Annotated in this window: 7 protein-coding genes; 5 read left to right on the top strand and 2 right to left on the bottom strand. The window is 44.1% G+C overall.

What is annotated here, in order from left to right; genetic code table 11:
* Nucleotides 1-6 precede the first annotated feature (6 nt).
* The 5 genes from ORI98_RS11365 to ORI98_RS11345 all read left to right on the top strand — a co-directional run bounded on the left by ORI98_RS11365 (nucleotide 7) and on the right by ORI98_RS11345 (nucleotide 11,138).
* Entirely contained in the window at nucleotides 7-3,186 is a 3,180-nt protein-coding gene (locus ORI98_RS11365; RefSeq protein WP_306135287.1) for an efflux RND transporter permease subunit, read from the top strand.
* Nucleotides 3,187-3,364: 178 nt separating this feature from the next.
* Nucleotides 3,365-3,739 (top strand): BlaI/MecI/CopY family transcriptional regulator, encoded by a 375-nt coding sequence (locus ORI98_RS11360; RefSeq protein ID WP_226413031.1) that lies wholly within the window; start codon nucleotides 3,365-3,367, stop codon nucleotides 3,737-3,739.
* The gene (locus tag ORI98_RS11355) at nucleotides 3,739-4,956 is read left to right on the top strand and encodes a M56 family metallopeptidase (protein ID WP_306135286.1); all 1,218 of its coding nucleotides are present in this window, start codon (nucleotides 3,739-3,741) and stop codon (nucleotides 4,954-4,956) included. The genes ORI98_RS11360 and ORI98_RS11355 overlap by 1 nt, the downstream gene beginning before the upstream one ends.
* A gap of 549 nt (nucleotides 4,957-5,505) precedes the next feature.
* Nucleotides 5,506-8,340, top strand: a complete 2,835-nt coding sequence (locus ORI98_RS11350; protein WP_306135285.1) for a hypothetical protein — start codon at nucleotides 5,506-5,508, stop codon at nucleotides 8,338-8,340.
* 89 nt (nucleotides 8,341-8,429) lie between these two features.
* The gene (locus ORI98_RS11345; RefSeq protein WP_306135284.1) at nucleotides 8,430-11,138 is read left to right on the top strand and encodes a TonB-dependent receptor domain-containing protein; all 2,709 of its coding nucleotides are present in this window, start codon (nucleotides 8,430-8,432) and stop codon (nucleotides 11,136-11,138) included.
* Between the two features lie 593 nt (nucleotides 11,139-11,731).
* Here the strand turns inward: ORI98_RS11345 and ORI98_RS11340 are convergent.
* The gene (locus tag ORI98_RS11340) at nucleotides 11,732-13,666 is read right to left on the bottom strand and encodes a radical SAM protein (RefSeq protein ID WP_306135283.1); all 1,935 of its coding nucleotides are present in this window, start codon (nucleotides 13,664-13,666) and stop codon (nucleotides 11,732-11,734) included.
* Between the two features lie 160 nt (nucleotides 13,667-13,826).
* Nucleotides 13,827-14,507 carry a monofunctional biosynthetic peptidoglycan transglycosylase gene (mtgA, locus tag ORI98_RS11335; RefSeq protein ID WP_306135282.1) on the bottom strand — a complete coding sequence of 227 codons (681 nt, stop codon included), beginning with the start codon at nucleotides 14,505-14,507 and terminating at the stop codon, nucleotides 13,827-13,829.
* Between the last annotated feature and the right edge of the window lie 118 nt (nucleotides 14,508-14,625).

Raw genomic sequence — 14,625 nt, 5'->3', positions numbered from 1 at the left:
TTTGGCATGTTAGCAACATTCATTCGTTCGGCGATAACTCAGCGACTGCTGGTGGTATTGGCGTTACTTGCAGCAATGTTCGGCAGTATTGCTGTTTTACCCAAATTGAATCTGGATGCGTTTCCAGATGTGACTAACGTACAGGTAGCGATTAACACTGCCGCCGAAGGCTTGGCAGCCGAGGAGGTTGAAAAGCTTATTAGTTACCCGGTTGAGTCGGCAATGTATGCCTTACCTGCGGTCACTGAGGTGCGATCGTTATCGCGTACCGGGTTATCAATTGTGACCGTGGTGTTTGCAGAGGGCACCGATATTTACTTTGCGCGCCAGCAAGTTTTTGAGCAGTTACAAGCTGCAAAAGAATCGATTCCTGCTGGGGTGGGCACACCAGAAATTGGCCCTAATACTTCAGGGCTTGGGCAAATATATCAATACATTTTACGCGCTACTCCAGAATCTGGTGTGGCTGCTGCCGAGCTTCGCAGCATCAATGATTACTTGGTAAAGCTTATTTTGATGCCAGTATCTGGTGTCACTGAGGTGTTGTCGTTTGGCGGCGAGGTATTGCAATATCAAGTGCAAATCGACTTAAACAAGCTACGCAGTTATTCACTGTCGATGGCGCAGGTTATTGAAGCGCTTGAAAGTAATAACCGTAATGCGGGTGGCTGGTTTATGGACCAAGGGCAATCGCAGCTAGTCGTTAGGGGTTATGGATTATTGCCGTCCGGTAATGCCGGATTAGAGGCCATTAAGCATATTCCGTTGACTGAATTTAATGGTACGCCCATTAGAGTGATGGACATCGCTAATGTCGATTATGGCAGTGAAATTCGCGTTGGTGCGGTCACCATGACGCGCAGAGAAGCTAGCGGCGAATCAAACCCATTGGGTGAAGTGGTTGCAGGCGTGGTGCTTAAGCGCATGGGCGCAAATACCAAGCAAACCATTGATGATATCAATGCACGCATTAGCTTAATTGAACAGGCTTTACCCGATGGGGTAACGTTTGAAGTGTTTTATGACCAAGCGGATTTAGTTAAGCAGGCCGTTGATACCGTGCGTGATGCTTTGCTGATGGCCTTTGTGTTTATTGTGGTTATCTTGGCACTGTTTTTAGTCAATATCCGCGCCACTTTACTGGTGTTGTTATCGATACCGATTTCAATCGGGCTGGCGTTAATGGTGATGGCGTATTTTGGTCTGTCAGCTAATTTAATGTCTTTGGGCGGCCTAGCCGTTGCCATTGGTATGCTAGTTGATGGTTCGGTGGTGATGGTTGAAAACATTTTTAAGCACTTAACCAAAAATGACAACTTGCCAGCACTTCATTCTCAGGCCGACACCCAAACTCAAAGTGGTGATGAAGCCAACTCGATTAGTCACAAAGTGTGGCTAGCAGCCAAAGAAGTGTGTAGTCCAATTTTCTTTGCCACCGCCATTATCATCGTGGTGTTTGCCCCGCTATTCGCCCTAGAAGGGGTGGAAGGTAAACTGTTTCAACCTATGGCTACCAGCATTATTTTAGCCATGATTGCTGCGTTAGTTGTGGCGCTATTTGCGGTGCCTGCGCTTGCGGTTTATGCCTTTAAACGTGGGGTGGTGATCAGACAAAGTTGGTTGTTAATGCCAGTGGAGCGGGTTTATCGTCAAGGGTTAAAGGCCACATTAGCTCGGCCAAAAATCGTGATAGCTATCGCATCATTGATGTTTATTAGTAGCATGGCGTTGCTGCCACGTTTAGGCACTGAGTTTGTGCCTGAGTTAGAAGAGGGCACCTTAAACTTGCGGGTAACACTTGCACCTACTGCCAGTTTATCTACCTCAATTGATATCGCCCCTAAACTGGAAAAGCTGCTACTTGAGTTTCCTGAAGTCAATTACGCCCTTAGCCGTATTGGTGCGCCAGAGTTGGGGGGGGACCCTGAGCCTGTCAGCAATATTGAAGTATATATTGGCTTAAAACCGGTTGAACAGTGGCAAAGTGCCAAAGACCGATTTGAGTTACAGCGTTTAATGGAACAAAAACTCAGCGTATTTCCGGGGTTATTATTGACGTTTTCACAACCGATAGCCACTCGGGTAGATGAGTTGTTATCAGGGGTTAAAGCACAATTAGCCATCAAAATATTCGGCCCCGATTTAGACGTATTATCGGCAAAAGGTCAGCAACTGACTGAATTAGTGCAAAAAATTGACGGCGCAGTCGATGTGTCGTTAGAACAGGTCAGTGGAGAGGCACAGCTTGTCGTTAGGCCTAAACGAGATGTGTTAGCCCGTTATGGTATCAGTGTTGATCAAGTGATGAGTTTGGTCAGCCAAGGAATTGGTGGTGTTAGTGCTGGGCAGGTGATTGATGGTAATGCTAGGTATGATATCAATGTGCGCTTGGGGGCAGAGCAACGCAATTCGCCAGATGCCCTTAGGGATTTAATCCTCACAGGGGTAAACGGTGCCACGGTGCGTTTAGGCGAAGTGGCAGATGTGGTGGTTGAAATGGCACCGCCTAATATTCGCCGTGATGATGTGCAACGCCGCGTGGTGGTGCAAGCAAACGTATCGGGGCGTGATATGGGATCTGTGGTTAACGATATTTATGCCATCGTGCCACAAGCTAATTTACCTGCAGGTTATACCGTGGTGGTGGGTGGTCAGTATGAAAATCAGCAACGGGCACAAAAACGCTTAAGTTTGGTAGTGCCTATTTCAATTGTGTTGATTGGATTGCTGCTGTATTTCTCGTTTGGGTCGATTAAGCAGGTGATGTTGATTATGGCTAATGTGCCGTTAGCATTAATTGGTGGCGTAGTAGCCTTGTACGTTACCGGTACCTATTTGTCTGTCCCTAGCTCAATTGGGTTTATCACCTTGTTTGGTGTGGCGGTCCTTAATGGCGTGGTGCTGGTGGACTCGATTAATCAACGCAGGCAAGCCAGTGTCGATAATCACTCGGGTGAAACCCTATATGATAGTGTGTTTGAAGGTACGGTTGGCCGTTTACGACCGGTATTAATGACAGCGTTGACCTCCGCATTAGGCCTGATCCCTATTTTGTTATCAAGCGGTGTCGGCAGCGAAATTCAGCAACCATTAGCCGTGGTGATTATTGGCGGATTATTCAGTTCAACCGCATTGACCTTATTGGTATTACCCACGGTTTATCAATGGCTGTACAAGGGCAAATAGCACTCACTTAAGTGGATGACACCAAGCCCAATCTTTCGATTGGGCTTTTTTATTGCAATCATTGCTAATAAATAGATCAAATAACTGCTTGCTTATTTTAGATTACAGTTGTAATTTAATTATATGGATTACATGTGTAATCTTAATAAGTGAACCACAACCTAGTAAGTGACTAAGCATGAAAGAAATCAGTAACAGTGAATTGTTAGTATTACAGCAACTTTGGCTGCGGTCGCCATTAACCTCTAATGAGCTGGTAGAAGCATTAGAGCAAAGCCATGATATGCATGAGAAAACAGTAAAAACCTTGCTGAATCGTTTAGTTAAAAAAAATGCGTTGAGTTTTGAAAAGCAAGGGCGCACATATCATTACTCGCCGTTAATTGCTGAGCAAGAATACACATTAAAAGAGTCAGTGTCTTTTGTAGATAGACTATTTGCCGGAAAATTAACCCCATTAGTGGCCGGTTTTGCTGAGAAAAATAAGCTATCGGCTGAGGATGTTGCTGAGTTACAAAGCTTGCTTGATGATTGGCACAAGGAGCAAAAGTGATGATCAGTTGGTTTATGGAACAAACCCTATTACTTAGTTTGGTTTGTATAACATTATTAATTTCACATCGTTTTTTATTGTCAAAAATAGGCGCGCATTATACTTATAGTCTTTGGCTTGTTGTGCCATTGTTACCGCTGGCGGATGTAGTGCAAACTCTGTTACCACAGTACTTTAATTGGTTAAGCCCAAATCAAACACTGGGTGTTATTCAACAATATTATGTGCAGACTACTGATACCGCATCGATGTCGAGCAGCTTGTTTAAGTTATTATATTTGCCTTACCTGTATGCTGCTGTTGTGCTGGTATTGGTGGTTAATTTAGTCTCAGATTCTATTCATCTGCAACAGCTCACGCGACGCGCCAAGCCTTTTGTGATTGAGTCAGGCAAGCTTAATGTATTTATTCATCCCAATATTGAATCGCCCATGTTAGTTGGGTTAATCGCGCCGCAAATATTAGTGCCAAACAGTTTTACCTTGCTTGATAGTCATCAGCAAGACGCCATTATTCAGCATGAGCTTTATCATTATCAGCGCGGTGATTTATGGGCCAATATATTGGCTTATAGCTTAACGATTATGTTTTGGTTTAACCCGCTGATGTGGTGCGCTTACCGTCGTTTTAGGCAAGATCAAGAGCTGTCATGTGACGCACAAGTGACAGCCAATATGGAAACAGATTCTAAAATTGCCTATAGCAAAGCGCTATTGGCTTATTCGCAGCATGCACCGTTAAGCATGCTACATACTCACTATGGGGACAAAACCATACTTAAAGAAAGGATCTTACAAATGAAAAAACAACATGGAAAAAATACCTTGGTATTAATGGGAGTGACGCTATTACTTAGTGTTAGTGCGCTAACCTTAAATCAGCAAGCGCAAGCAGGCGACAATCAAAGCCATACGCAAGCTAAAGCTGATGGAATACACCCTACAATCCGTATTGAACCTGTTTATCCTATTGAGGCTGCTAAAGAAGGAATGAATGGTTATGTGCAATTGTCGTTTGATATTAATCCAGCAGGAAAGGTATCAAATGTGATGGTGATTAAGTCATCTCCTGCCGGGGTATTTGATGCCTCAGCGGTGACAGCACTTGAGCAGTGGCAATATCAAACCTCCGCTAATGGCATGAAAGGTGCGCAGGTTCAATTAGACTTTGTTATTCATCAGCCAGATGCTTCAGTGGAAAGAATACAGGTCCGCTAAAATGATTAAAGCTAAGTTATTAAAGCTAAGTTATTAAGGCTAAGTTAGTCTGGCTAAATTAACAGGTTAAGTACAACGCTGAGGTGTCAGCTTGAGCCTGTAAATAATAATGTGCCCGTATTAGCATTGCACTAGCGTTTGTGTAGGTTTGGCTTGATCAACTAAACCTTACACTTAATCAATATTGAGATGAATTTTCTGTGTTTACTTTCCAATCAGTTTTACTGATGTCTGCTTGAAGTATTACCTCCTTAGTGATGACTTTATATTTCTATTAAGCTTAAATTTATCTTCAATAAGCGTGATTTCGTCAAAACACGATACATTTACGACATTTTTGTGAAAAAAATAATTCCCTTAAAACATACTCAAAGCCGCATTCTCACAGGGTTTTCATAATTTCGTCATGTTATAGAAATGTTGCTGTCATTTTAAAGCAGTCTTTTTGTCATTTTTACTCGTTAGTTTTATGCACCAGCAAATGCGTATGCCTGTGGCGCGCAATAAAACCTCACTAACGTTTAATACAATCCGTCTTCGGAGATGATAATGGAACTGAAAAACCTTTTTAAACTTACCGCGCTTTCAACTGCTTTAGCTGCAACTTTAGGCCTTGCGGGTTGTGGTGGTGATATTAATATCAACACTGGTAATGAAACCACAACACCAACAACACCGACGACTCCTACAACGCCAACAGAATCGGCACAGCAAAAATCTTACAGTGGTTTTGCCACTAAAAGCACTGCGTTTACTACGGTCGATGGTAAAGAAGTTTGGGAGTTAACAGGCACATTATCACCGTCTAGTGCAGCATCAACGATTTCAACGGGTGGTCAAGACGGCGATAAAATCGTGTTAGGTAACGACGTTGTTTGGTTACTAAATGGTGCAGTGGTTGCCGGTGGCGACAATGAAAACTCTGTTGAGTTATCTATATTACCCGGCACTAAAGTATTGGGTGGCAGTGATTCATATTTAGTCATTAGCCGTGGTTCAAAAATCATGGCAGAAGGCACTGCTACTGCGCCTATCGTATTTACCTCGGCTGAAACGGCCTTAGGTCAGGAAGGCAAAGCTGGCCAATGGGGCGGTTTGGTTTTATTGGGTAATGCACCGGTAAACACCTGTCCAGATTTAGCCAATTGTGATGCGTCATTCGAGGTCGGCAACCATAACTATGGCGGCGACAACACCCAAGATAACTCGGGTGTGATCCAATATGTGCGCGTTGAGTTTGGTGGATTTAAAATTAACGATACCCAAGAAATGAACGGGATTAGTTTTGCCGGTGTGGGTAGCGGCACTCAAGTTGACCACATTCAAGTGCATTTAAATAACGATGATGGCGTTGAGTTTTGGGGCGGTAACGTGTCAATTTCAAACGTCGTGTTAACTGAAAACTTTGATGACTCGCTAGATTGGACTAACGGTTGGCAGGGTAGCGCACAGCACGTTTATATTCGTCAAGCTGATAACGGTTCTAACCGTGGTATTGAAGCTGACAGCAACAGCGATGCCAACGCAATGCCAATGTCTAAACCTGCATTAGCTAACATTACTATCGAGGTGGCTGACGGTACAAACTCTGGTGGTGATGATGCTGAAGGGATTTTGTTCCGTAAAGGCACTGGTGTTATGGCCTATAACCTACTGGTTAAGGGCGGTGTGGATTCTGGTGAATGCTTAGAAGTGAATGATGACAACACGGTCAATAACGCCAATGGTGCAGAGTTAACCGTACAAAACAGTCTAATTGACTGTGTAGAGCCATTTAAAAATGCTAAACCCGATGCTGCAGAAGGCCGTACTTTAGCGCTAGATGTAGAAGCTTGGTACAAAGGTCAAGATGGCAACTTAGTCGGCGCAGCAGATTTAACTGATTATATGCCAAACGCTTCATCAGTAGCATTAACGGGTGGTAAAGCAGATTTAAGTAACCTAGATGATCGCTTAGTCGACGCCCAATATATTGGTGCCTTTGATGGTTCAAACGATTGGACAGTGGGTTGGACAACCGCAATACATGACGATGCCGCGGCGACTCCAACAGCCTTACCTACATTGACATCTTGTCCTGTTGGCACAACGGCTGAAACCGTAGTGGCAGGTTTATACAAAGATGACAAGGTGACTTTAGTGTGTACCTTACAGGGTAATGTACTCAGCAATACCACCTTGTTAGCAGGTCAAAATGTGATGTACAAAATTGATGGCGGCGCAGTGGTTGTTGGTGGCGATAATGAAAACGCGACTACGTTAGCGATTCAAGCAGGTACCAAGTTATTTGCCACAGACAACAGCTATATTGCCGTAAGCCGTGGTTCTAAAATTATGGCTCAGGGCAGTGCAACACACCCAATTGAGATGACTTCACAACAGGATGTGATTGCCGGCGCAGAAGGTGCACGCGGTCAATGGGGCGGCTTGGTGTTGTTAGGTAAAGGTTTAACCAATACTTGTCCTGATAAAAATGCATGTGATGCTTCTTTCGAAGTTGGCGATTTCCCTTACGGCGGTAACGACAACGCAGACAGTAGCGGTCAAATCAGCTATGTAGTGATTAAGTATGCTGGTTTTAAAGTGAATGACACTCAAGAAATGAACGGTATTTCATTTGCCGCAGTGGGCAGCGGCACTCAAGTTGACCACATCCAGGTGCACGCTAATGGCGATGATGGTGTTGAGTTCTGGGGTGGTGCGGTTAACTTAAAATATGTTTACCTTACACACAACTTTGACGACAGCTTAGATTGGACCAACGGTTGGACCGGTAAAGCCCAGTTTGTTTACATTACCCATGAAGATGGCAATGCTAACCGCGGTATCGAAGGCGACAGCCATAAAGGTGCAACCGATACCCCAGTATCTAAGCCAAAACTGGCTAACTTCACTATCTTACCGGGTGTTGACATTGAAAATGCGAGTGGTGATAAAGGCGAGGGTATCTTACTTCGCGTAGCCACAGCAGGTGAGCTTTATAACGTGCTGGTTCAAGGTCGTAAAGGTAGTACAAGCACGACTGAATCTGGTGAGTGTTTAGAGCTAGATGGTAGCTATGCAGGGTTAGTTGACAATGTTAATAACAACACCTTAACCATGTCGCACTCAATTATTGACTGTAACGAACCATTTAAATACAGCTCAGATAATGCTGCAACCGCAGATGCTATCAATGTTGAAACCTGGTTTATGGGTCAAGAAGGTAACGCGACTACTGCGGTAACCTTAACTGACGGTATGCCAGCAACAACCGATGCGGCATTAATCGGAACAGGTAAAGACTTAAGTACAGATGACAACTTCTTCGAAGCAACCAACTTTATTGGTGCATTCGATGGCCAAAACGATTGGCGTCAAGGTTGGGCTTACTTTCCACAGTAAACCAAACGATTAAGTATTTAAGTTAATAGCCGCCCCATGCAGTCATATTGGGGCGGTTATCTCTGAACCGCATACAGGACTTATCACGTATGAAAACCAAGCCGAGTTTTACCGCCAACAAATTAACGCTCGCGATTCTATCAGTGCTTTCAGTAACATCATTGGCCGCCACTCAGGCAATCGCTCAAGATGAAACACTCAATGAGCCAACATCTAAAACGCAAACGTCAACACAAGCCACTGGTGAATCTTTTCCGATAGAACCCATAGAAGTGATTTCGGTTACCGGGCGATTACGTACCTCAGCTTCGGCCGCGACAGAAGAGCGTCGCGAACAAATTGCTGTAGCCGATATTATGGGCTCAGAACAAATTTCTAGAACGGGTGACAGCGATGCGGCCGCCGCATTACGCCGTGTAACCGGTTTAACCTTAAAAGACGGTAAGTTCATTTATGTGCGTGGTCTAGGTGAGCGTTATTCAAGCACCTCATTAAATGGTGCGACAGTACCCTCACCGGATCCGACCCGAAATGTGGTGCCATTAGACATGTTTCCCGCATCGATAATTGAATCATTATCAGTACAAAAATCAGCCTCTGCTGACAAGCCAGCCGCATTTGGCGGTGGCCACGTGGATATTCGCACCAAAGCGATACCGGCTAATTTTTTCTTTAAAACCTCTGTTGGCGGACGCTTCAACACTAACGACAGCAATGATACCTACACTTACAATGGTGGCGGTGATGATTGGACAGGCAGAGATGACGGCACCCGCGGCATGCCAGCCAGTATTGATAACACCATTAATCAATATGGTGGTATTAGCCCTATTGATATCGTTAGCGGCTCAAATGGGGCAATCAATTATCCTGCAGCCCAAAAAATGAATCGCGAATTGGCCTTAGACATGTATCGTGACATGGCCGTTAACACTAAAAGTACCGATCCCGGTTTTAGAGGCGACATCGCGATTGGCGATCGCTTTGACATTTCAGACGATATGGTCTTTGGCGCATTGGCGGCTTATTCCTATAAAGAGCAAGCTGAAAACTACACCAAGTACGAAGTTGAGCTTGATGGTGACAGCGAACAAACCCAAATTGAAAACCAAAAAGACATTATCGGCACCGACTCTATCGTACAAATGTCGGCCATGCTTAACCTAGGTTTAGAAATTGGTTACAACCATAAAATTGAAACCTTCAGTACCTATTTGCGTGACACCTCAGATGATGTTTCCGTTGGGATTGAAGAAACCATAGACACCCTTGGCGAGCCTAATGCGCTACAGGTTTATGGTATTGATTATGAAGAAAGAACCTTAACCAGTAATCAAATTAAGGGGCACCACTTTATTGAAGCATTCAACGATGCTGAATTTAATTGGATGTTTTCTGATGCTAAGTCAGAACGTAATGCCCCAAATGAGTTGTCTTACACTTATAACGTTATTTTAGATGAAGCCAACAGCCCCGTATCGCGTAATTTGAATACCCAAGATGCGCCAAAATATGTGTATTCAAACCTACAGGATGACAGCCAAAACTACGGTTGGGATTTTGCGTATCCTGTGCAATTTGATGCTGCCCTGATGAAAGTCAAAGTCGGTTATCAATATTATGAACGTACCCGCGAAAGCTATGCCACTCGCTTAGGCTTTGATGTGGATTTAAGCCCAACCGATCCCAATGGCGATATTTTGTCTGAAGAGTTCGACAAGATTTTTTCTGACGATAACATCAATAACAATACTTTAGGCCTTGAATTAAAAGACGCCTCAACAGACACAGAAGACTATATTGCCGCTGAGAAAAATGATGCTGGCTTTATCAGTGTTGATGTCGATTTTGATGACGTGTGGCGCTTCTACGCTGGTGTGCGTTATGAAGATTTTCGTCGCGTGACGTTACCGATAACCCCTGAGGGTGAAATATCTGACGAGGGCGGCCGTTACGACCTACAAGACTACGCCATCGCCGAAGACGGTTGGTTCCCTTCAATGTCATTAACCTGGAAGCAAACCGACACCACTCAATGGCGTTTAGGCGCAAGTAAAACTATTGTGCGCCCAGACTTACGTGAAGTGTCACCAGTGCGATTCCAAGACCCAGTTACCGGATTTGATTTCTTCGGTAATCCTGAGTTAACCAGTTCTGACATGTACAACCTAGATTTGCGCTGGGAATATTACTCAGATGAAGGTGATAACTACAGTTTAGGGGCATTCTATAAAGATGTTGATGCGCCTATTGAGCCTATTCAACGTATTTCAGAAGCTGGCCGTCAGCTTAAGTTTTATAACGCTGAGTCTGGATACGTATACGGTATTGAAGCCGAGTTTTTACAAACATTAGACTTTTTGGGTGAAGGTTCTGCATGGGAAGATTTCTTTATTGCCGGTAACTTAACCTTAGGTGATTCAGAAATTGATATTGTGCCTAATGGTGAAATCGACCCAACTAATACTAAGCGCCGCATGACAGGACACTCTGAATGGGTGGCTAACGTACAGTTAAGTTACGACTCATCAAACAGTTATCACAGCGCAACTTTAGTTTATAACGTGTTTGGTGAACGTATTGCTTACGGTGGCCGTGGTGGTTTAGATGATGTCTATGAAAAACCATTCCACAGCTTAGATTTCACCTATAGCTATTTTCCAACCACTAGCTTTGCAATTAAGCTAAAGGCTAAAAATTTGTTAGGTGAAACAACAGAGTATGATCAACAAGATATATTAGTTTACGCCAAAGACCCTGGCACAGAATACACCCTACAATTTAGCTATGAGTACTAGGGTCTGTTGATCTTTGCTGGTGGAATTTTGTTCGAGATAAAAACGAATTAAGCGCGGCGAGTGGAGTGTAGCCTAGCAATCTAAGCAAAGTTCACTCAACAAAGCGTAATTCGTTTTTAGCCGAATCCTTCGGACAGCGTTTGTTGGCCATTTTTACTACGTTATCGGCTTATTATGTAGAATAACTACACAGCAAAGCCTCTGCCTTGTATAAATGGCCAACAATTCGCTGCAAAACAACCATGAAAGATCAACAGACCCTAGAGATTAATACTGGAAAACGCATAACGTTAGGGAAAACGAGTACTGATTTTTAGGCGCATTTACTCATCATTTCTGCGGTTAAAAATGTACATGGCCACTTTCTTTTGGAACAAGAAAGTGGCCTTTTTATTGATCTGTTAACCGCAAGTTTTGCACCTAGGTGGTGTTAGTTGCAATTCGCTCATGCCCGTGTCAAATTAATTCAATCTGTTTTATCCGCATAGTGATTAGATTAGGTATTACATCAATACATAATCTGGATGTTCTTCTGGTTGGTTAAGGCTGAGTTATTAAATTAATTTGGATGGGATTTTAGGGGCAAACTGCCCCTAGTCTTCTTGACTCAAAATAAAATTATTCAACGCTTTTGAGATCAAATCTTTTTTCATACTGGTACGCGCTACTTTTTGGTTAAACCAAAAACTCATGGGTTGATCAAAACCGATACCGTGCATGTAGTTATAAAGTGCTTTACGTAACCCTTCGCCTAACATGTCGTGATCGGTGCCGGTTGGGTCAGTGAACTCGACATCGTTTTCAGCAAAAAAGACCTCAGGGCGTTCATCAAGCGTAATACCAAACTGCTCTGGGTTCATGCCTATTGGGCTGTGGGCTGTGGCGACAAATCGATGCCAGTAAGCAGATTGAAAACACCCTTGTTGCATTAATTGGCGGACCATTTCTAACGAATCAACGGTTTCCTGCTCGGTTTGAGTAGGAAAACCATACATGAGGTAAGCATGTACCAATATGCCTGCGTCGCTGAACGCTTTGGTTACTTGGGCCACGCGCTCAACACTCACGCCTTTTTTCATCAGCTTGAGTAATCTGTCTGATGCCACCTCAAGGCCACCGCTGACGGCGATACAACCTGAGTCGGCCAGTAATTGGCAACGGGCAGGGCTGAAGGTACGTTCAAAACGGATATTGCCCCACCAACTGATCACTACATTGCGTTCAATTAAGCGTTTGGCGAAGGCAAATAAGGTTTTTGGTGGCAAGGCTTCATCAACAAAATGAAAGCCTGTTTGGCCAGTTTCGGCGATAAGCGCTTCAATTCTGTCAACCAGAATATCGGCACCTGCGGTATCGTAGCGGTCAATATAATCTAAACTGACATCGCAAAAACTGCATTTACGCCAATAACAACCGTGGGCAATGGTGAGTTTATTCCAGCGGCCGTCACTCCATATGCGATGCATTGGGTTAAGCATTTCACATAGCGACAGATATTCATCTAATGGCAAGCCATCGTAAATTGGCGCGCCGACTTCTGACTGTGGAATGTCGTGTAGCTCGCTGTTTTGATTCAGATGAACATAGGGCAGGCCCTGTTCATCTTCGGCTAAAAAGTAAGTGCGTACTAGCTCGTCAACTTCTCGTTTGCCTTCAAAGTATTCCAGCAAGGTGATTAATGGGCGCTCGCCGTCGTCTAAACAAATAAAGTCGATAAACTCAAATACCCGTGGGTCTTTAAGTGCGCGCAGCTCGGTATTAATAAAGCCGCCACCCATCACTATGGGGATATCTGGGTTGATGGCTTTACAGGTTTGTGCAATCCGCAATGCGCCTAACATATTACCGGGAAACGGCACGGTAAGTGCGACAACGCTAGGTTGGGTGTCTTCTAAATAGTGCTCTACGAGTTGTTCTAAAATTTCTGAGCTAAAGCTGGGTTCACCGGTAAGGGTGTTGTAAAGGTCGTCAAAGCTTGGATTAGCAGCGGCGAGGCGCTCACCATAACGGCTGACCTCAAAATATGGGTCAACGCCTTGGGTGATAACTGATGATAAATCATTGATAAACAGCGTGGCTAAATACTTGGCTTTATCCTGTACGCCTAAATTACCAAACGCCGCCTGTAAAACATCACCCGATACAGCTTCCATTTGCGCTATGGCATCAAAGGCTGGGCCTTCGGGTAAAAAGCGGCGGGTGTTAATCCGCATGGCAAGGCTAGGATCTTTACCCTGTAAAAAGCGGATCGCGCTTTCTACGGTAAGGTGGTAACGATCAAATTCGGCTAGAAAAGTAAAGATGGCATCAGGCAGCTCATCGTCTTCAAAGTGTTCGAAATTTTCTTCCACATGTTGACGAATAATCTCTAGTGCTGGGGCTGTCATCATTTCAAGAAACAGCTCGATTGCCGGATCTCGTTGTACCGCCTCATAGCCTCTTGAGCGTAAAAAACCAGTTAAATACGCAGTTGCCGGATAGGGCGTATTCAATTGGGTCATTGGAGGTGTCATTAGCAGAACGGTCATAGCCAGCCTTTATCGTCACAAGCGGATCAAAATAAGGCGGTATTCTAGCAGCAAACAGGGGGCAAATCCTGTTAATTAACATCTGCGATGCGTCATTCTGTTGTTGGCGATATCAAGATGAATGACGCAGCAGTAATCTGCTAATTGCGTCAAATTAGCTTTAATCGTTCAAAATGGGCGCAAGATAATCATTACCCAGTTGGCGCATTTGTCGTTTAACCCAGGCAACCCGTTGTTGCAGGTATGGGGTTAAATCATGCGGGTTTCGCTTACGAGGGCTGGGTAATAATATGGCTAACTGAGCTGCTTCATCAATGGTGAGATATCTAGCTGATTTATCGAAGTAATGTAGGCTAGCGGCTTCAACGCCATAAATGCCTTTGCCAAATTCTGCGACGTTTAAATACACTTCTAGAATACGTTTTTTACCCCAAACCACTTCAAAACTCACCGCTAACATAGCTTCTAATCCTTTACGTACATAGCTACGTCCAGACCATAAAAACAGGTTTTTTGCGGTTTGTTGGGTAATCGTGCTGGCCCCCCTAAGCCCTTTACCTTTGTCATGTTGGGTCAGGGCGTCGGTAATCGAGGTTAAATCAAGACCAAAATGCGCTGGAAAATGTTGATCTTCTGAGGCCACAAACGCCAGTGGTACGCGGGAAGGCAGTTTATCAATATCTATCCATTGGTAGCTTATCGGATACGGGCTTTGAAGCATAAATGAAGTGGTTGGTGGTGGAACAAATCGTAATACCAATTGGCACAGCACTAATAATAATGTGCCACTCCAAGTAATAAGCCATGCCCAACCAAAAAATCCGCGTTTAGTAGCTTCCATTCATTGCCTCATGTTGGGTTAACAAATATCAGGTGCTTAATGTGCCCAAAGTATAGATTATTGCGCTGTTAACTAAATTATTACAGCAGTGCTATTTCCATTAACTCATTTTACTCGA

This window comes from Shewanella sp. ULN5 (assembly GCF_030731885.1).
GTDB lineage: Bacteria > Pseudomonadota > Gammaproteobacteria > Enterobacterales > Shewanellaceae > Shewanella > Shewanella holmiensis.
Note: the sequence above shows the minus strand (reverse complement) of the source record. Positions and strands in the feature narration are given on the sequence as shown.